At 51.7% G+C, this 21079-nt stretch carries 13 protein-coding genes; 5 read left to right on the forward strand and 8 right to left on the reverse strand.

Going from position 1 to position 21079, the window contains the following annotated elements; all coding sequences use genetic code 11:
* Window positions 1–6 precede the first annotated feature (6 nt).
* From Abor_RS12650 to Abor_RS12675, 6 genes are all read right to left on the reverse strand, one after another.
* A complete protein-coding gene (locus Abor_RS12650; protein ID WP_146855187.1) occupies window positions 7–1329 on the reverse strand; it encodes a hypothetical protein in 1323 nt (440 codons plus the stop codon).
* Window positions 1330–1375: 46 nt separating this feature from the next.
* The gene (locus tag Abor_RS12655; protein WP_048842258.1) at window positions 1376–4471 is read right to left on the reverse strand and encodes a glycosyltransferase; all 3096 of its coding nucleotides are present in this window, start codon (window positions 4469–4471) and stop codon (window positions 1376–1378) included.
* A 30-nt stretch (window positions 4472–4501) separates the two neighbouring features.
* The gene (locus Abor_RS12660; protein ID WP_048842259.1) at window positions 4502–6301 is read right to left on the reverse strand and encodes a tetratricopeptide repeat protein; all 1800 of its coding nucleotides are present in this window, start codon (window positions 6299–6301) and stop codon (window positions 4502–4504) included.
* Window positions 6302–6349: 48 nt separating this feature from the next.
* Window positions 6350–7795, reverse strand: a complete 1446-nt coding sequence (locus Abor_RS12665; protein WP_048842260.1) for an HlyD family type I secretion periplasmic adaptor subunit — start codon at window positions 7793–7795, stop codon at window positions 6350–6352.
* Window positions 7796–7798: 3 nt separating this feature from the next.
* Window positions 7799–10066 (reverse strand): peptidase domain-containing ABC transporter, encoded by a 2268-nt coding sequence (locus Abor_RS12670; RefSeq protein WP_084594541.1) that lies wholly within the window; start codon window positions 10064–10066, stop codon window positions 7799–7801.
* 139 nt (window positions 10067–10205) lie between these two features.
* On the reverse strand, window positions 10206–10706 hold the full coding sequence (locus Abor_RS12675) for a hypothetical protein (protein ID WP_048842261.1): 501 nt from the start codon (window positions 10704–10706) through the stop codon (window positions 10206–10208).
* Window positions 10707–10713: 7 nt separating this feature from the next.
* Between Abor_RS12675 and metH the strand changes: the two genes are divergently transcribed.
* The 5 genes from metH (at window position 10714) to purF (ending at window position 18525) form a co-directional block, all read left to right on the forward strand.
* Entirely contained in the window at window positions 10714–14220 is a 3507-nt protein-coding gene (gene metH / locus Abor_RS12680; protein WP_048842308.1) for a methionine synthase, read from the forward strand.
* Between the two features lie 84 nt (window positions 14221–14304).
* The gene (locus tag Abor_RS12685; protein WP_048842262.1) at window positions 14305–15999 is read left to right on the forward strand and encodes a Na/Pi cotransporter family protein; all 1695 of its coding nucleotides are present in this window, start codon (window positions 14305–14307) and stop codon (window positions 15997–15999) included.
* 50 nt (window positions 16000–16049) lie between these two features.
* Window positions 16050–16433, forward strand: coding sequence for a phosphoribosyl-ATP pyrophosphatase (locus Abor_RS12690; protein ID WP_232014995.1), 384 nt, complete (start codon window positions 16050–16052; stop codon window positions 16431–16433).
* Window positions 16434–16474: 41 nt separating this feature from the next.
* Complete coding sequence (locus Abor_RS12695; RefSeq protein WP_048842264.1) at window positions 16475–16999, forward strand: CvpA family protein; 525 nt, start codon at window positions 16475–16477, stop codon at window positions 16997–16999.
* Between the two features lie 47 nt (window positions 17000–17046).
* Window positions 17047–18525 carry an amidophosphoribosyltransferase gene (gene purF, locus Abor_RS12700; protein WP_048842265.1) on the forward strand — a complete coding sequence of 493 codons (1479 nt, stop codon included), beginning with the start codon at window positions 17047–17049 and terminating at the stop codon, window positions 18523–18525.
* A 144-nt stretch (window positions 18526–18669) separates the two neighbouring features.
* Here purF and Abor_RS12705 read toward each other — a convergent pair whose 3' ends face one another.
* Both Abor_RS12705 and Abor_RS12710 read right to left on the reverse strand, forming a co-directional pair.
* The gene (locus Abor_RS12705; protein ID WP_084594534.1) at window positions 18670–19368 is read right to left on the reverse strand and encodes a PqiC family protein; all 699 of its coding nucleotides are present in this window, start codon (window positions 19366–19368) and stop codon (window positions 18670–18672) included.
* Between the two features lie 5 nt (window positions 19369–19373).
* Window positions 19374–21032: a PqiB family protein gene (locus Abor_RS12710; RefSeq protein WP_048842266.1), complete on the reverse strand. Its 1659-nt coding sequence runs from the start codon at window positions 21030–21032 to the stop codon at window positions 19374–19376.
* Between the last annotated feature and the right edge of the window lie 47 nt (window positions 21033–21079).

Consider the following 21079-nt stretch of genomic DNA (forward strand, 5'->3'; position numbering starts at 1 on the left):
TTCCTATTATCCTCTACGTGTTGCAGCTTTACGTCTCCGCACTGTAGCACGCTTAGCCGCTACACTACGGCCTGTGGGTGTGGGGCGCGTATCGGCTTGTTCTACACTGCGCCGTGCAGGCCGCCCACGCCCCCGGCGTTCCGGCTGCCCCCCTTCTTCTGCATAAACACGGCGTGTTTCTTTAAGCGGTAGTGCCTGCTTTGCCGTAGCCGCTTTACGCCCGCGTTTAACCGGCTTGGGAGACGGGCTGGCTGCCTTTGCCTTAGAGGGAGCAACCTTACCCCTACCCCGCCGCGTAACAGGCGTAGTAGGGTCTTGCGGTGCCCAATCAGTCTCATCTTCAAGAGAAAGGGCGAAGTCATCATCTAATTCATCAAAAGCCGTTTCTTCTCCGTCAAGCAAAGCCGCAAGTTCTGCCTCTGCCACCAAAGGGTCTGATAACGTTGAGGGAGAACGGTTTTTTTTGTTTTGTGCACCACGGCGGGGCACAATTTTAAGTAAAAAGGCTTCTAACGGGGCAAGAGTGGGGGCTTCTACAGGTTCGTCTGTTTCAAGCGGGCCTACTTCGGTACCATCTGTAAATGTGGCTTGCACGCGGCAAATATACTGTTTTGCCGCTTTACCTTTAAGGCGTACACACAAACCAAGAATGGGCAAAGCCATACCACGGCTGCCGCAATATTTGCCACCTTCTACCCACGGAGAAAGCCACCCTTTGCCTAATACCGCTTGGTATTCAATGTCTTCAGGGCCAACCAAACTTGTGGGAGAAATACCAAACCCTTCTATCCAGGCATTACTACCGGGCTGGCCCATCCATTCTCCCAACCGTACGGCCACATCCCCTTGGCGCTGAATATGTGCGCCAATTTCAGGTATTGTAGCGGCCGATGTCTCTTCTGGGCCGGTAGCAACCGCTGGGGCAACCTGATGTTGCAGCATAGCTTCCGGCACGCCCTTGGCGTCAAGTTGGGGTTCTGCCTGTGCGCTTAACTGCACCACCTGTAAACGGGGTGCTTCGTGCGGGGTATCTAACTCCTGATAAATGGTGACCATCACCTGCACTGGCCCTTGGTGTACGCGCACAAGAGCAGCCCCGGTTTGTGCACCAATCCAACCGTCTGGCTCAAAGGTTACAATTTCCATCTGCTGGCTTTGCGACAGAGGAGCACGCGAAATGCGCACCCCGGGCAAGCCAGCAGCACTTGGCGGTGGTTGGCCCGGAGTGTGAAAAATACAGAACAAACCCGTCTGAAGTGTCATCAGGTGTCCGGATACTTTCAAATCTGAAATACGCTGTTGGGCTGGCATCTGGCTTGACTGTGACATAAAGCTGTTTCCGTCAGAAGAAATTAAAGAAACTCTTAATAAAACCCTATAGTTTTATGAAAAGGTTAGGATTCTTTCCGTCTTTACTGTTCTTGCAACCAAGCACAGTTTTTATCAATACTTGATTTAAGGCAGACCCTCGTAATTTTGAATTTAGCAACCAACCGCGACCCGTTTGCCGCACTCTCTCTGCTGGTGCGCCGTGGTCAAACACAAGCGCTTGTAGCCCCGCCTGCCATGCCAGCCCTAATGTAAGGCACCATGTTTCTGGCCATAAAGATGGAAAAAAGGCTGCATCAGGCTGGAATGATTGAATAAGTGACACAGCCTCTGCCTCTTGGTAACGCCCGGTTATAAAAACACGTTGCGTGTTAAGTAAAAGCTGATCGTTGGGGGTGTGGCCTACAATCACAAACTCAAGAGGTAAGTCGTGCATGGCAGCATTTAATGCCGCTTGGTGTAAAACAGAGTATCCTTTTTCGTGCCCTATAGCACCAATAAGACACAATCGCACCCGTGCGGGCTTACCCTGCACATAAGGGCTTGAAAGTGCACCAGAGGCTAGTGTTGTCTGTGTACGCAGGCTTTTAGACAATTTTTTAAATGGTTTTTCTAAATTTTTATCATTTTGCAAAGCACGTACAGAATAGTTTATACCCGCAAAATGCTTCGCCATTCTTGTGGCTGTGTCATGTGAAGGTACATACACATGCCGGGCTTTTTGGAGTAAGTATTCCGAGCGCGCCAAATACTCTGGTACTGTGCAATCTTGCGTAAGATGATGCCCGGCCAAAGCAATACACTGTGCGCAGCCTTGCGGCTCTGGCTCACCACAGTAAACCCCTTCTGGCCCTAACAGAGAAATTCTTTGGCAAAAAAGAGCATAATCATGAATATACAGCGTATAGGGATAACCAGAATTGCGCATAAAACCATAAAGGCAGGCATGATGCCCTACAAGATGGTGTATTTCTATATGTTGCGCACCTTCTGCTACAAGCACGCGCTTAAGCAAAGCAAGCTCGTCTGGCAGCCTAAAACGTAAGGACGGATAATCCTTTTTATGCAACGGGTCTTCTATCAGGCATCCGTTTTCTATAGGCCGTAAAATTAAAACGCGCCTTGCTTGTGTTTGGTAAACAGAAACGCGCTTCTGCACGACCTGCTCAACACCCCCGCCTTGTGCATGGGTAATCATGAGCACCGTCTTATTGGTGGTTTTTGTACCTGACTTTGATGCTCTTAAGCGCAAAAGGTCTATACGGCGCCTTTCCTGCCATAACGGGTCTATTTTAACCCATACAGCAATTTTTTTTTGATAGCCGGGGTGTAAATATTCTAATATGGCCTCGTTACGCTCCATAAGAGCTTGGCGGCTTTGCCCAAAAGAGGCCCCGCCAACATGCCCAACATAAACGCCCAGCGCAGCCTTATGCCGCCAGCCGAGTGCTTGAGCACGCATACAAAAATCGTTTTCTTCTCCATACCCTTGGGCAAAAACGTCTTCTCTGAAATACCCAGTCTGTTCCAAGCAATCATGCCGGATATAAAGGCAAAAACCATTACCGGTCGGAATATCTGCACACCGCCCTTTATTGGCAGCCTCTACTGCCAGCATAAGCGTTTTTAATGTCTGTAATGGCGGCAGTGGGTTTTCAATTTTAACGCAGGGGTAAGAAACCAAGCCACCTTTATTGGAAAAAGGTGTTACTGTTCCAGTATCATTATGCGCATAAGCAATGTTCTGTAGTTCTGTAACCCACCCTTTGGGCACAAGCGTGTCACTGTTAAGTAAAATTACATCATGCCCTTTAACGGCTTTTAACCCTGTATTGACTGAGGCCGGAAAGCCTTTATTGCGTTTATGGCTTAAAAATATAAAATCATTTTTTCTACAAAACTCTTTTACGTCTTGTACCAACTCAACCTCTGGTGAGGCATCGTTAACCACAACAACCGTAACGCCCATACCCTGCACTGTTTTTTGCACAGAGGTAAGACAGGCCAAAGTGAGTGCTTTTTGCCCATACACCGGAATAATAATGGCTACAGGCACTTGGTGGTCTGAAACTTTAGCAACATTTTGTGTGTTTTCTAAAACTGGAATTGGTAAAAATGGTTGAATTTTTGAAGAGAGGCATTCTCTCCCTAAAATTTCTTTTTTATTACGTACAAAATAAGATGCTAAAAATGCGGCACTCCTTTGTTTGTGTTGTACAACAACAGGGCTACCAGCTAACTCTTGCCCATTAGGGGCAAAAATATGCACTAGCTCATACGCTATATCCTGCGTTGGCAGCGTAAATTTACGGTAGCGTGTTGCTGGTCTTTCAGGTGAGAAAGAGAGGGCACTCTCGTTTGTATTAATCTGTGTAATTTTTCGCCCATCTGCGCCTATAACAGAAAGAGTGGGGTTTATTTCTGGTGCATATGGGTGCCAAACCCAGCCCTGTATTTGCCCCTCTTGCGCGCTAACAAACCCTTCACACGCCATTATGCGTTTTACCAGAAAAGGGATACCGAGCACTGGTTGGTCGGTCTCGAACATAAGCTCAATATGTTCAACCTTAGCCCACCCAGCAGGGCAGAAATAACGTGCACCTTTTTTACGCAAAACAACCCGTTGGTGGTTTAAATACAAAATAGGGGCCTTACCTGCCCCCACACCACCCCACTGCACTTGACCAGCCTCTGTAAGACCACACCACGTAAAACTATGTTCCTTACAAAATTGATCAGCAATTTTTTGGATGTCTGATGTAAGCGAAAAAGAAGAAAGAAGATGCGCTAAGGCATGTTTAGCGCCTTCAAAGTAACCTTGCTCACACCAAAGGTGGTGCAGTAAAACCCACCCCTCTTTAAAGTCATATTTATTAACAAGGTTTTGCAAAAGTTTTTGAGCACCAGCGCCATCATGCACGGCACGCCTTGCAAGAGCGAGCGCAAACAAAACATGCCCACTCTCTGGTGCCAAGCGGTAAGCACGCGCAAGCCAGTCATGTGCGGTGTAAGGCTTACCCTCTTCCCATGCTTGCATACCTGCCTGAAAAGCATGTTGAGCATCTTTTTGTATCAGGCTGTTACGCTGTTTAGCGGTTAGCGTTGCGTCTTGCCAAATAAAGTCATGATTTATGAGAGTCATGATACACTCTTTATGCAATATTTTTCGCGCTTACAGCAAAGAGGGCTCCAAGTTATCTTCCTGCTTAGTCAATTCCGCTAATTCTTGTATGGCATCAGGAATATTCTGTGCTGCTGCTTTTTGGTACCAAAATTTGGCTTGCTCTCTATTGTGCTCACCCGCCAAACCCTGCGCAAAGTACCGGCCTAACATCAGTTGGGCGGCTGCATTCCCTTTTTGAGCCGCAGCATAAAACCATTTTTGTGCCGCAAGACGGTCTTGGGGTACCTCATGCCCGCCGCCGTACATGGCACCGACAGAAAACATGGCCCATACTAAGCCTGCATCTGCTGCTTTTCTGTAAAATTCTAGTGCTTTTATGTGGTTTTTTTCTCCTCCCTCCCCATTCAGCAAAAGGTCTGCATAGGCTAGCTCCGCTTGCGCCATGCCAGCATTGGCCGCTTTTTCTATCCATGCGCGGCCCTCTTGCAGGTTTGGGGGAGCACCTTTGCCAGTTAATAGCAAAGTGCCATACCAATACTGCGCATTGACCACACCTTGTGCTGCTTTATGCAACCATTTAAGGGCTTCGGCTTCGTCTTTTTGCACACCTACGCCCTCGGCTAAGCAGACACCAAAATTAAAAGCAGACAGTAAATCACCCTGTTCGGCTTTTTCTTTGTAACGCTTCATAACCCGCGCACCTGCCTGTGCCGAAATTTTGCCTTCCAGCAACAAATTACCCAGCCCTGCCGGTGCGCCTTCATGTCCTTGCTCTAGGGCTTTGTTAAACCAGCGCTCGGCCTCTTGGGGGTCTTGTGGTACAGCAATACCCTCTTCATATAACGTGCCAAGCGTGTAGCTGGCTGCTGCATGGCCGTGTTCTGAGGCAAAACGGTACCACGCGATCGCTTCTGCATAGTTAGGAGGAAACTCGCCACCACGGCCGTACAGGTCGCCTAATGTTGCGGCTGCCTCTGCATCACCCGACAAAGCAGCGCGGCGTAAAAAGGTTTCTCCACGTGTCGTATCTTTGGCAACATTTTGCCCGACCATAAGAGCCACACCATATTTAGCCTGCGCGCTTGAGACATTTTTATCTGCCGCTACGGCGTAATACTGTATGGCCTCAGCCATATCGACAGGACGTCCTAAACCGCGCTCAGCTAACACACCCATTAAATACAGTGCTGTACCTAAACCGCTCTCTGCTGCTTTTTTAAGATAACGCGCAGCCTGTTTATACTCATCATCAGTTTGGGCGGTATTAAGTATAACTAAGCCAAGCCCCAGATAACCTTGCACACACTCTGCTGCAACTGCCTTATGGTACCAGACCATACCTTCTTCAAGGTTTCTGATATGCTCTGGCCCGTTACATAACACATAGCCATACATGGCTTGTGCATCGGCATGGCCTTGTGTTGCGGCAATTTTTGCCCAATAGGCTGATTTTTCAAAGTTAGCTTCTGGTTTAACAAAACCCTTTGGCTCTGCATCAAAAACAGACGCAGCGGTTTTTTCTGCTTCACTTTCAGCTTCGGGTGGCAAACCATATAAGTACAGCGTTGCCAAAATAAAGCAGGCATCTGGCCAATGTTTTTGTGCAGCACGCCTAACCCAGCGCACACCTTCTACCAAATTGGCAGGTACTACTGTACCGTTAAGGTAGGCTTGCCCAACCAGAAATTGCGCTTCTGGCACACCTTCACGCGCAAGGACGGAAAGGTGAGAAAAACCTTTTACAGGGTCTTGTCCTTCAGCCATCAGGCTTTGTGCGTCTGCCAAGCGGCTTGTAAGTGATGTGGCGTGTTTGCGTTTAAAAAGAGGGGGGAGTATGGAAAAAACCATTACACTATCCCTTTTCTGAAAAGTGTTTTGACGCGCAATAGGGTAAAACTAAGGCTCACGCATGCCATTACTCATAAGCGGCATAAAACTATTAAGCATATATTGCATCATGGTACGTTTACCCACCTTAATGTCTGCCGTAACGGGCATACCGGGTTGAGGGTGAAAGAAAGATGGCACACCATGCAATGTGTAGCGGTCTATTCTTAAACGCAGGCGGTAAAAGGCTTTGTTGGTTGCATCAGGCGTAATGCCGTTTTGTTGCCCCTCTTGGTCTGCTACAAAAGAATCTGCACTAATTGTGCGCACAGTGGCATTTGCCCCCCCATATTGCTGAAAGGGAAAGGTGGCAAATTTAACGAGCGCTTTATCACCCAATTTAACAAAGCCCACATCTTTACCAGATAAAACGGTCTCGACCTCCAAACCTTTACTGACTGGTGTAAGCGTCATAATACGTTGGCCAATATTCAGTACAGAGCCAACAGATACTTTGGCAATATTAAGCACCACGGCATCTTGGTCTGCGCGTAATATGCTAAGCGTATTATGTAAAACAGCTTTTTGGTATTGGCTGTTTGCCTCTGCCAAATGATGCTCTGCTAAAATAAGGTCTTTATACACATCGGCTTTCCAGCTTTGCACATATTCGTCTTTTTCTGAAATTTGTGCCGCAAGTTTACTACGTGTTGAGGCAGCTTGTTGCTGCGCTGAGATTTGGGAGCGCTCTGTCTCCATTAATGTGCTTTGCGCGCTTAATGTTGAGAGTTTACTACCAACCTGATCTTTTTGCAGTTGCATACGCATTTTATGCACATCGGCTGCCACTTTTGTTTGGGCTGCATACATAGCGGCGTTTGCCTCAAACCCTTGCAGGTCGTGCTGTAGGCTAGAAATTTTCTTATCTAAATTTGCAATTTTTGCGTTATATTCTGCTTTACGCTGAAAAAATGCGGCACCCTGCTGAACAGAGGCAGGGCTGTTTGTTTGCACGGTATAGTCTCGGCCTTCGGCCTCGGCAGTAAGGCGGTCAACTTCTGCTTGGTACTGGTCTTTTTGTATTTTCATATTACCACTATCAGCCCCACTAGTTGTGGGGTCTAAATGGGCTAAAATATCTCCTTTATGCACGTAATCCCCTTCGTTTACATCGATAGATTTAATGATGGCAGTATCAAAGGACTGCACAATAAGGGGGACCTGGGTAGAGATAATTTGCCCTTGTGTTGACACCACTTTATCGAGCGGGAAAATGGTCATAACGGTTACAATAGAAAGAGTAAGAGCGCCGATAAGCCAAATAAGATACTGCGCCGTAGCCGTTGGCGGCATATTGACCAAAGCCGCAGTAGGGGAATGAAATTCCAGCAGTGCTATAGGCATATCAGTTTGAGCAAACGGGTCGTTTGCTTGGCGCAAAAAATCTATTTGTGTGTCGTCTATACCGGCACTCTCTTGTGGTTGTGGGGTTGGAATAACATCTTTTTCACTCATGAGTTATTCTCCTTCCACCAATAAAGAAGTGTCTTGATCTGGTGTATTTTTTTGGGTGTGTCGCCCTTCGGTATGGCGGTTTTGCTGCATCCAGAGTGTGCGGTAAATTTCACACCGCTCAAGCAATACTGCATGGGGGGCAAGGTCAACCACTGTCCCACGATCCATAACGCAAATTTGGTCACAATTAACCAAAGAAGAAAGACGGTGCGACACAATAACCATTGTGCGCCCTTTACCAATACGCTCAAGGTTGGCGTTAACAAGCGCCTCGCTCTCTGGGTCTAGGGCTGAGGTTGCTTCATCTAAAATCATGAGTTTGGGGTCTGTTATAACCGCACGGGCAATAGCCAAACGCTGCCTTTGCCCACCTGAAATATTGGTAGACCCTTCTTCAATAAAGGTTTCGTACCCGGCGGGCATACGCTCAATAAATTCTTCAGCCCCTGCCATGCGGGCTGCGCGAATAACATCATCTATTGTGTAGCCGGGGCGGCCTGCTGTTATATTTTCGCGGATAGTGCCGCGAAACAGAAAGTTGTCTTGTAGCACCACACCAAAAGAGCGGCGTAAATGGGTTAGATTTATTTCTCTTAAATCTATACCATCAAGTTTTAAATACCCTGTGTAAGAACGGCTTACCCCTTGTAGCAAGCGGGTAATGGTAGATTTACCTGAGCCACTCCGCCCCACCAAACCCAGCATGGTTCCGGCTGGCAGGTCAAAGTTTACGTCTTTTAAAGCAAGTGTTGTGGCACCGGGGTAGGTAAAATTAACCCCTTCAAAAGACAATGCACCTTTTATAACCGGGCGCATACCGGTTGTAAGGGCTTTGGTTTCTGTTGGCTGGTTAAGAACCGATGCCGCCTCGCCCAGAGAAGTCATGACTTCTGTGTAGTCATCCATCAATTTGGCCATGCCTACCAGTGGGGCCGCAACACGGCCACCCAACATCATGAACGCAACAAGCCCCCCTGCCCCAACGGCTGAGGGGTTAACCACAGCCAAATAGGCACCTACCAGAATAATGCCGCGGTTAATGAACATATCGAGTGGTTTAACAAGTGTTTGCGGCCAGTTAGCTATACGACCCGAGGCTAATTTCCAGCGCACAACATAGGCGGTCATTTCGTCCCACAACTGCTTGCGGCTATTTTCAAGCGCTAGGGTTTTGAGGGTACGAATACCGGCCACAGTTTCGTATAAAACGGCGCTGCGGTCACGCTCTGCCGCAATTTGTTTATCCATAATTCTGCTGAGTGGCGCGGTAAAAATAACCACAATAAGGCCAATCATGCCTGCTGTAGCTACCGTCATCCAAGCCAAAGTGGAACTGAGATAAAATAAAAAGGGCAGAATAACAAAAAGTGTAAAAAGATCTAGAAAAGTGCTCATGAGTTTTCCGGTCAGGAAATCTCGTACTTTATAAATAGCCATAACACGACCGAGCATATTACCGGTCTGTTGGCGCTCGAAATACTCTAAGGGTAAAGCCACCAAGCGGCTAAAAAGGTGGAGAGACAGGCGTGCATCAACACGTGTGGTTAAAATAAGAGAAATTTCTTGCCGCCCATAACCCAACAACACCTCATAGAGGGAAAAGACAACAATAATGCCTGAAATTGAAATAAGTGTCGAAAGAGAGTGGTAATTTACGACTTTGTCTATAACCTGCATTACAATAAGAGGCGGGAAAATTTGCAAAATACTCAGCGCCATTGAGGCAATAGCAATGTCGCGCAGGGATTTTTTTTCGCGCAGCACCATTTTGGCAAACCAGCCAAAAGTAATGGGGGCCTCTGCCTCTGACTGGCCAACTTGGCCTTTAACCAGCAAGACATCACCCGTCCAGAGACGGCTTAGGCGTAGCTCATCAACAGGTACGGGTTCGGCACTTTCATCTTTTAACGGGTCACGGAGCCAGATCACGCCTTTTTCGGGGCTGCTGGCAACCATAAGGGCTGCGCTACCATCACGAAACATTAAAACAATAGGCGGAGAGTTGGTCATTTTAATAAGGTAGCGCCAGCGTATGCGCATACCTTTGGCCATAGCCCCCTGCTCGCGCAGCCAACGCGACAACGTAGCGGGAGAAGGGCTTTCTTCGCCCGGCTCTGCGGCAAAATCCCGAATATCGAGTTCTAGCCCGTGGTATTTTGCGGCGGCCAGCACAGCCCGCAGCCGGATAATGGCTGGGGCTGGCTTTTCTGCCGTATGCGCGCCATGAGGTGCTGCGCCAGCAAGCTCAGGCACATGGTCAGACTGGTTCACGCAAAACCCTTTAATAAAACCAAAATTTGTTGGCTTTACCGTCAATATGACAGCCAACCCTACCTATATGACAGCGCTTTTGGTTTATTTCAAAGAATTTATATCGGTAATATATGGTATATTATTGTTTGTTACGTTATTAGTAACACAATAAATTATTCTTTTTATTTTTAATGCCATAAAGAGAGTTAGAAATATTATCTTTTTCTAAAGTTTTACGAACATCTTCCATTAACGATGCAGCACATACCACATAAAGGTTTGTAAAAAACTCACATACGCCGCGCGCGCGCTCCTGCGCTAAACTGGCAAGCACACGCCCCACTCCGGCAGGGTTAACGCAGCACACACACGCAGGCTCGTGGGCCACACTTTGCGTGGGGGTATGCCACTCTTTTACCGCCAACCACCCCTGCGCCATGGCGGGCACAGGGGCCATATTAATAAACAACGCAGCACTTTGTGTTCTGGCAGCAGGAAGTGGCAGAGTTTGTGGCGTAACAAACACTAGCGGAATACGCGTGTCGGACGCGCCACGCCACGCAAGAGCATCGGTGGACAGAACGGCGTTACTCTGGAATAACGTTGTGCCCTTTATGCCCCCGCTTGCTGGGGTGTTTTCCTCATTTTCCTGCTTCATGGATGCCATGTCTTCTCGTCTTCCGCTGCTCGATGCCCTACGCGACCAAGTTCTACTCTGTGATGGTGGGATGGGGTCACGCATTCAGATGCTCGACCTTGACCTGACACGTGACTACTGGGGGCAGGAAAACTGCACTGAAGTTTTAACCCTATCACGCCCAGAACTGATCCGTGAAATTCACCGCGGCTATTATGAAGCCGGGGCAGATATGGTGGAAACCAACACGTTTGGTGCCTCTCCCATTACGTTGGGTGAGTTTGGGTTGACGGAAAAAACGCGCGAGATCAACAAAAAATCTGCCATTTTAGCGCGTGAAGCGGCTGAGAGCTTTGCCGATGGCCGCACCCGCTACGTGCTTGGCTCTATTGGCCCCGGCACCAAACTACCCTCTTTGGGCAATGTAGACTACGATACCCTTGAAGCCGCCCTAGCCGAGCAAGGCCGTGGCCTGATTGAAGGCGGTGTTGATGCCTTCTTGATTGAGACCTGCCAAGACACGCTGCAAATTAAAGCCGCCGTAAACGGCATGAAAATTGCCCGTGCAGAAATGGGGGTAACCACTCCTATTTTTGTGCAGGTGACGGTTGAAACCACAGGCACACTGCTTGTTGGGCCAGACATTGGCGCTGCCGCCACCGTTGTGCACAGCCTAGATGCAGACCTAATGGGCCTAAACTGCGCCACTGGCCCGCAAGAAATGGCCGAACATGTGCGCTGGCTCTCTGAAAACTGGCCACGCCTTATTTCTGTGCTGCCCAACGCGGGCCTACCAGAACTGGTAGATGGTAAAACCCACTACCCGCTCTCTCCTGAAGAAATGGCCATTTGGGTTGAACGCTTTATTCAGGAAGATGGCATTAACCTAATTGGCGGCTGCTGTGGCACCTCTACCCCGCATATTGCGGCACTTGATGGTATGCTGCGCCGCCGGGCTGAAGGCACAGGCCACCACCGCCCCGCCCCAGTTGCCAGAACTTCTGTGTGGGTGCCCTCCGTATCTAGCCTGTATACGCAGGTGCCGTTGCGGCAGGAAAACGCCTATTTCTCTATTGGAGAGCGTTGCAACGCCAATGGCTCCAAAAAATGGCGCGAACTTCAAGAATCTCACGACTGGGACGGCTGTGTCGCCTTGGGCCGCGAGCAAGCCAAAGAAGGCTCTAACGCGCTTGATATTTGCACCGCCTTTGTTGGCCGCGATGAACGCGCAGAAATGGATGAGGTCATTAAACGCTTCACCTCATCTGTGAACGCGCCGCTGGTCATTGATTCGACCGAAACGCCGGTTATTGAGGCCGCCCTTAAACTGCATGGGGGCAAGCCCATTATTAACTCCATCAATTTTGAAGATGGAGAAGGCCCCGCCGCAGACCGTATGGTGCTGGCCCGCAAGTTTGGTGCAGCCGTTGTGGCCCTGACTATTGATGAAGAAGGCATGGCCCGCCGCCCAGAAGACAAGCTGCGCATTGCCACACGCCTGATTGAGTTTGCCTGCGACACATACGGCCTGCCGCAGTCTGACCTGATGATTGACCCGCTCACCTTTACCATTGCCACCGGCGCGGAAGATGACCGTAAACTGGGGCTATGGACACTAGAGGGCATTAAGCTGATCCGGGATAACTTCCCCGATGTGCAAATTGTGCTGGGTCTTTCCAACATCTCGTTTGGGCTTAACCCGGCGGCCCGTGCGGTGCTTAACTCGGTTTATCTTGACCATGCCATTAAAGCAGGCATGACGGCCGCCATTGTGCATGTCTCCAAAATTCGGCCCCTGCACATGATTGCCCCAGAAGAGGTAAAAGTTGCCGAAGACCTGATTTTTGACCGCCGCACCCCAGACTATGACCCCCTGCAAACCCTGCTGGCTATGTTTGCAGACCGCAAAGCGTCTGAAGCCGTAAAGCGTAAAGTAGCCGAAACCGCAGAAGAGCGCCTAAAAGACCGCATTGTTGATGGTGACCGCAAAGGGCTGGAAGCAGACCTTGAAGAAGCCATGACCAAAATGGCCCCCATAGATATTATTAATACCGTGCTGCTAGATGGCATGAAGGTTGTAGGCGAGTTGTTTGGGGCTGGTAAAATGCAGCTCCCGTTTGTGTTGCAGTCTGCCGAAACCATGAAAGCCGCCGTGGCGTGGCTAGAGCCACATATGGAACGGGCCGAGGGCCAACAGCGCGGCACCATTGTGCTGGCCACCGTAAAAGGCGACGTGCACGATATTGGTAAGAATTTGGTGGATATTATTCTGACCAATAACGGCTACCGTGTTGTAAACCTTGGCATTAAAGTGCCGGTAGCCGACATGATTGAAGCCGCAAAGCGCGAAAAAGCCGATGCCATTGGCATGTCTGGTCTTTTGGTAAAATCTACCGTGATTATGCGCGAAAACCTTGAAGAAATTACCCGCGGCGGGCTGGATGTACCAGTACTGCTTGGGGGGGCGGCCCTAACCCGCAACTACGTAGAAGAAGACTGTGTGGCGGCCTACAACCCCACAGGGCGTGTAGCCTATGCGCGTGATGCGTTTGATGGCCTGACCCTGATGGACCACATTGCCCAAAACAAGTTTGATGACTACTTGGCCGCTATTAGCAAACGGCGCGAAGGGAAGTCTGCCCGCCGTAACGCCCGTGCACCAGAGCAGGCTGAAACACGCGGTTTTGGTGCGGTTGATAAAGAAGCTGCCCAAGCGCGCCGCGCCCGTATGGTAGCAGATGAACCCGTGCTGACACCGCCTTTCTGGGGCAGCAAAATTATTACGGCCCCAACCGAGGCGGTTATTCCGTTTCTGAATGAGCGTTCACTGTACCAGTTCCAGTGGGGGTTTAGAAAGCAGGGCCGCTCGCTGGAAGACTTTATGGTTTGGGCCAAGCAGGAACTGCGCCCCATTCTAAAGCGCATGTTAGAGCTTGCCGCCAAAGACGATATTTTGCGGCCCCAAGCCTCTTACGGGTATTGGAAAGCAGCAGGCGACGGCAACGATCTGGTGTTGTTTGAAGAAGACGGCACCACAGAAGCCGCCCGCTTTACCCTGCCCCGCCAAATGCGCGAAGATGGTGACTGTATTGCCGACTTTGTACGCGATATTAACGACCCGCAGCGCGATGTTGTGGGCCTGCAAGTTGTGACCGTAGGCCAAAAAGCCTCTGACATTGCCCGCGACTGGTTTGAAGAAAACCGCTACCAAGACTACCTGTACCTGCACGGCCTGTCGGTAGAAATAGCCGAAGCCATGGCCGAATATACCCACAAGCGCATTCGGGCAGAGCTTGGCTTTGCGGCAGAAGATGCCCGCGATATGGACACCCTGCTCCAGCAAAACTACCGTGGTTCACGCTACTCGTTTGGGTATCCGGCCTGCCCACGGTTGGAAGACCAACACCCCATTTTAGCCCTGTTGGGTGCTGAGCGTATTGGCGTGTCTTTGACCGATGGTGACCAGTTGCACCCAGAGCAATCAACCTCGGCTCTGGTTATTCTGAACAAACGGGCAAAGTATTTTACAATCTAGTTTTTCCTCACTTTTAAGGTGCAGCTTCTATAGTATTCAGCCAAGAGCGCTGAAAACACGAGAAGGGAGCCTTACCGGGTGGAAATGCTGACACTGATTGATCTGGCCGGAAGTGTCGCCCTGCTTCTGTGGGGCGTGCACATGGTGCAGACCGGCGTGCAGCGGGCCTGCGGGGCACGGCTTAACAGCCTGCTGGCCCGCATGCTGGGCAACCGCTTTCAAGCCTTTTTAACCGGGCTTGGCATTACCGCCATTTTACAATCTTCTACCGCAACAGGGCTCATGATTACGGGTCTAGCCGCCCGCGGGCAGCTAGACCTTGCCCCCGCCCTAGCGGTTATGCTGGGGGCCAATGTTGGCACAACACTTATTGTGCAACTGCTCTCGTTTGATGTGTCTGCCATTGCACCAGCCTTTGTGCTGACAGGCGTTGCCCTGTTTAGGCGTGGGCAAGGCGCATGGCGCGATTCTGGGCGGGTATTTATTGGCCTTGGGCTTATTTTGCTCTCACTACGGCAATTTTTGGTACTGCTAGGGCCATACACCCACAAACCCGAGCTGACTGCTGTATTAGCCTCTATGAGCTCACACTCCTTGGCGGCCATTTTGTTGGGGGCTCTTATTACGTGGGTTAGCCATTCCTCTGTTGCGACGGTTATGCTGGTCACTACTTTTGCAACAAGCGGCACCATTGGCCTAGAAACCGCGCTGGCTCTGGTTTTGGGCGCTAATATTGGCACCTCTATTAACCCTGTTATTGAAGGCAGCCGCACAGACCCCACAGCACGGCGTATTTCTATGGGTAACCTGCTGGTACGTGCGGTTGGGGCCATGCTCCTTGTGCCCCTGCTCCCTTTTATCTGCACGTTTATGGAGCGCTTGGAGCCAGATGCCGCCCGGCAGGTGGCAGACTTCCATACGCTGTTTAATGTGGGGTTAGCCGCCCTTATGCTGCCCGGCCTACGCCCCTATGCCCGCCTGATGCAACGTTTAATACCCACCCCGGTAGAAGACGCCCACGCCGCACCGGGGGCACCGCGCTACCTTGACCGCCTGCTGCTGGATAAAGCCCCCCAACTTGCCATTGGTAGCGCCACGCGTGAGACCATGCGCCTGTGCGACCTTTTGGCGGCCATGCTTACCGCCATGCAAGACGGCATGCGCACCACAGACCCAGCCCGCGCAGCGGCCGCCCGCCCCCTTGGTAACGCCATGGAAGACCTAGGGGCCGCCATACGCGCCTACCTTGCCGGACTAGACCCAGACACAGCAAACCAGCTTGAAATGGAGCGAGCAGAAGATATTTTAGCCTTTTGCACCCAGTTGCTACACGCCGAAGATATTGTTGAGCGCAGCTTGGTGCCCATGGTGCAAAAAATGGCGCGCCAACGCATTGTGCTACCCCCGGCCCTTATGGCCCCTGTAGAGCGTATGCTCACCCAGCTTGGGTATAACCTTAATATTTGCGCCACCGTGCTGTTGGGGCAAACACCGCCAGAGGGTAACCCGCTTGCAGGGCAGAAAGACCTATTCCGTGACCTGGAGAGTGATGCAACCGCAGCCTATTTTGAGCGCCTGCGCACCAGCTCGGCTGAGGCCAAAACCCCGGCAGAAACAGCCGAAGCTGTCATGCAGGAAGAAACTGCAACCTACCAGCTTACGCTTTTGCGAGACCTACGGCGTGTTAACACGCATATTGTGGCCGCAGCCTCTTACCCGCTCACACCGGGAGACGGGCCGCTTTTTGTGGAGCATGAAGCCACCAACGCAGCCCCATAGCCAAATACGCATGCCATAAACCCACCGTGTACCCACACAAACAGTTGACCTTGCGGGCTTCTCCCGCACATCATTACACCATGCAGCACAGCCCCCGCCCGCCCGTACACACGCAGCCCCCCCAGCAGCCAGAAACACCCAGCCCAGACATGCGCGCTGTGTGTAACCGGGCCGGGGTGCATGCTACGGCTTGCGTGGCGGCTTTTATTGCCAAAAACCCTACCGATGTTGTGCAAGAAAGCGCTGCGTTTATGCTGGAGCTTGAAAGTATCTGGCAGGCTTTGGCCCTAGAGCCAGAAGAAGTCTGGACAGAGCTTTTGCGCCGCATAGAAATGGGCGAGCTCTTTTTACGGCTTAACCAACCCCCACACCGTAAAAAAATGAACGGCCGCACCCAACGCCCCTGGCGCATTTCAACCAGTAAACTACCATGACGCACACCGTACCAGCCCTGTGCGGGGTAGCGTAACACGTTATGGCAGTTCTAGACGGCATTACGCTTGTGCTTATTGGGCTTTCAACGCTGCATGGGCTGTGGCGTGGCTTTACCCAGCAAGCCTTGGGCATAGGCGGCTGGATTCTGTCTGTTATGCTGGCCTGCCGCTATTACGGCCTTGTTATACCGTGGGCACGCTCGTTTATTCACAACCACTTAACGGCTGATATTGCGGCCTTTATTGGGCTGTTGCTGGTTTTGCTGGTTGTGGTCTCTCTTTTGGTAAGTGCCATTGTACGCATGGTGCAGGCCACAGCTTTAAGCGGGCTAGACCGCACATTAGGGGGTATTTTTGGCCTGCTGCGCGGCGGCTTTTTAGTAGTGGTGCTTTTTTTGGGGGCACAGTGGCTTTTACTGCCAGAAGATGTGCAAAGCCTTGAAGAGAACAGTAGGCTAACCCCATATATCCAGCGTGGGGCAGCCACTCTCAGACCTTTTCTGCCAGATTTCGGCGCGAAAGGGCTTGCGTCAGAGCGCTCCACAGGCCATGACGCCACCCTATAGTTCCCCTACGTCTTACTTCCGGTTACTTGCGGAGGCCCTGCGCACCAATGCACGCCCACGACGCCCCCTGTTCCCTGCCTTCTACGGCTGCCTGCCATGATGATGACCACCCGCATGAAGAATGCGCGGTTTTTGGCATCTGGAATGCCAAAGATGCTGCTGCCCTGACAGCGCTTGGCCTCCATGCCTTGCAACATCGTGGGCAGGAAGCTGCTGGCATTGTCTCCTACGACACCCAGTTCCATTCCCACCGCGGGCTTGGGCTGGTGGGGGATGTTTTTAACGACCCCCGCGTAATGGCCACCCTTAAAGGTGACCGCGCTATTGGCCACAACCGTTATGCAACCACCGGGGCTACGCTGCTACGCAACGTACAGCCTTTGTTTGCCGAGTTTGCCTTTGGCGGGCTGGCCGTGGCGCATAACGGTAACCTGACCAACTCTGAAAGCCTGCGTAAAGAGCTGATCCGCCGTGGCTGCCTGTTCCAGTCCACCATGGATACAGAAGTGTTTGTGCATCTTATTGCCACATCACTTTACGCCACAGTGGAAGACCGCCTGATAGACGCGCTTAAACGCGTAACGGGCGCTTACTCGCTTGTCGTGCTCTCTACCGATGCCCTTATGGGTGTGCGTGACCCCATGGGCGTACGCCCACTGGTGCTAGGCCGCCTACCCGCTGAAAGCGGAGAAGAAGGGGCGTGGGTTCTCGCATCTGAAACCTGCGGTCTGGACATTATTGGCGCAGAATTTGTGCGTGATGTTGAACCGGGCGAACTGGTAATTATTGACCAAAACGGTATTCGCTCTCTGCGGCCGTTTGGGCAAAGCAAACCGCATTTCTGTGTGTTTGAATATATTTACTTTGCCCGCCCCGACTCCGTGCTGGAAGGGCTGCCTGTTTACGCTGTGCGTAAACAGATTGGCCACGAGCTGGCTCTGGAAAGCGGTGTGGATGCAGACATTGTGGTGCCTGTGCCCGATTCTGGCGTGCCTTCTGCCATGGGGTATGCCGAAGCCAGCGGTATTCCCTTTGAGCTCGGCATTATACGCAACCATTATGTGGGCCGTACCTTTATTGAGCCAACAGACCAGATCCGTAATCTGGGCGTAAGAATGAAGCACTCCCCCAACCGCCCTGCCCTAGATGGCAAGCGCGTTATTTTGGTGGATGACTCCATTGTGCGCGGCACAACATCGCGCAAGATTGTGGATATGGTGCGGGCAGCAGGCGCAAAAGAAGTGCATATGCGCATTTCTTCCCCCCCCACTAAACATTCCTGCTTTTACGGCATTGATACCCCAGAGCGCAGCCACCTGCTTGCCGCCCAGTACGACCTTGCCAAAATGGCCGAACTGATTGGTGTAGACAGCTTGGCCTTTATCTCGCTCGATGGGTTGTACCGCGCTATGGGCCACGAAAGCCGTGACTCCTACCGTGAGCGGTATTGCGATGCCTGCTTTACAGGGGACTACCCCATTCCCTTAGTTGACCATGATGCGGAGTTTGGCAAAGGCACAGCCTGAGCTAACCGCCACACGGTAAACCAAAAAAGGCGGCCCCTTTAAACGGGCCGCCTTTTTTGTGGGCTCAACTACACCCCAAAGCCAGTGAGTACACCGTACCCGCGTAGCCGTAGCCTTTACGAGAGTACGGCTCTTATACCAACGTTACTTATGGCCCTTACGCACTGCCGCAGCCTGCTGCTGGCGTTGCTGTTCTGCCAGTTGTTGCTGCTGGGCGGGCACAAGGCGCAACTGGGCGGCTGCGGTATCGGCAATCTGGCCAAGCAGGGTGCTAAGCTCCTGCGCCAAAGAGACAGAGCCTGATACTGTACCGCCCTGCACATGCAGACGTTGTAGGTACACTCCCTCATCACCCGCTGGGGCACCGGCAAGAGCAGGCTGGACAGAAAGAGCAGCCTCTATCTCAACCCGGCCAGATGGGCCTTCTGCAAAGCGGGTCACTGAGAGTTCAACATAGGCATCAGGCTGGGTGGTTACGGCATCATTTTCAGCAAAGACGGCTGTACCGGGTAGGCGTTGGGCAAGGTCTCCGGCCATGGCGCGGCTAATTTGCCCGGCAAGAGAATCTCCCCACGCATCGTTGCTGGCTACGGTCAGTTTATAGCCGGTGTCTTTGGTCACCATTCTGTCTCGGTCTAGGCCAGAGGCAATGGTGGGCTGGCGTACCTCAACATAACGCGGGCCACCTGCCTGCGCCTGCCCCGGCACCACGGCCAGCGTATACAAAGAGGGCGACCCGGAAGAGCACGCCGTAAGCGTTACTGCCATAACACCCAGCCCCGCAGCACCAAGCAACAGGCTGCGGCGTGTAGGAAGGGCCTGAGCGGCTGAAAGATGTTTCATGGCTGTTACCGTCCGGAGATCAGGGCTGAGGGGTGGTTGGTCAGGAAGTCAGACAGGAAGCGGAGCGACCGCGCGGTCTGGCCTAACTGTAAAACCATGCTCTGCAAATTGCGGTGGAAGTCGCTATTGCCCCCATAGCTGGCCAGAAGCCGGTTGGCGTTCTGGATAGTCTGGTCAAGCTGGTTGGTCATTTCTGGCAAGCGCTGCATAAGCGGGCCAACGCCTTTGCGCAGTTGGGTGCTCATGTCTTGCAGGTTTTGCATAGACACCTTCAGGCTGGCCAAAGACTGTTTAATTTCTGGGCTGGTTAGGGTTTTGTCTGCATTGGCCAGCAGGTTGTTAGCGTTTACGCCAATTTGCTCAAACGGCATGGCCGACAGGCGAGACGCCACGGTAGAGAGCGAGTCCATAATGCCGTTCATGCCCCCAGCCTGACCGGGAATAACCAACGTTTGGCCTTCCATGCTGGTTGTGGCGGGGGGTGGGTTTTTAACAAAGTTGAGCGAGATCATGGTCTCACCCGTCAGGAAGCTGGCGCTGTCTGTAGACGCACGCAAGCCATTGGCCACCAGTGTTTTGAACATATCGGTCAAAGCACCGTGTTTGATGTCTTTGGCGTCTAGCACGCGTTCGGGCTGAATTTGCATGCCAATACGCACACGCGGGTGCCCTGCTTTTTGGTCGAGATCTAGCTTAACGCTTGTGACACTCCCAATCTGAATACCGAACATGGTGACCTGACTGCCCGCCGTAAGCCCTTTAACAGAAGAGGTTACATACGTGGCAAGTGGCACACGCTCATGGTAGCCCGCGCTGTCTGCATCTTCTTTACTATCATACAGCTTAAAAACAGTATCAGCTGGGGCTTCGCTAGCGGTAGAAGAGCCGTCTTCATCGCGCGGGAGGCCAAAGGCTACGCCACCAGAAAAGAGTGCCTGCAAAGACTGCAACTGCACTTTAAGGCCACCAGCCCCAAAGCCAACCTGCACACCAGAGACATTCCAAAAACGTGTATCGGTACGCAGGTAGCGGTCATAAGGCTCGCGGATAAACACCTGAATAAGAATAGGGCCACGGCCACCGGGGGGCATGGTGTAACCCAGCACCTCGCCTACATCCACATCCCGAAAAAAGACAGGCGCACCTTGCCCAATAGACCCAATAGAAGGGGCAACCAGCGTATAAGTACGGCCCGGCTGGTCTGAGCGCACACCGGGTGGGGCTTCTAGCCCCTGAAACGTGGTCATGTGCTTGGTTTTGCCAATATCGACCCCTTCCAAACCGGGGTCGAAAGCAATGTAAGCCCCAGACATAAGGGTTTCTAGGCCCGTAATGCTGGCCCCGTTAATGCGGGGGCGCACCACCCAAAACCGCGCACGGTCTGTGAGCATGTCGTTGGTGCCGGAGTTCATGCGAATACGCACTTTAACGTGCCGCAAGTCTTCGGTGAGAGAAATATTCTGCACCGTACCCAAAACCACAGCCTTGTTTTTAAGCTGGGTTTGGCCGCTGGTCATGCCATCTGCGGTATCAAACACAACGGTAATTTCTGGCCCGTTGCTGGCAAAGCTACGCCAGACCAAAAAGCCCGCAATAAGCACGGACAAGATTGGAATAATCCAGATAATAGAAAACCGGATACGGCGCACCACGGCATCTGGCATCACGCCGCTGTCGTTCCCGTTGGAAGAGTGCTGAGAGTTTTGTCCGT

This window comes from Acetobacter orientalis (assembly GCF_000963965.1).
In the GTDB taxonomy this organism is placed as follows: Bacteria; Pseudomonadota; Alphaproteobacteria; order Acetobacterales; family Acetobacteraceae; genus Acetobacter; species Acetobacter orientalis.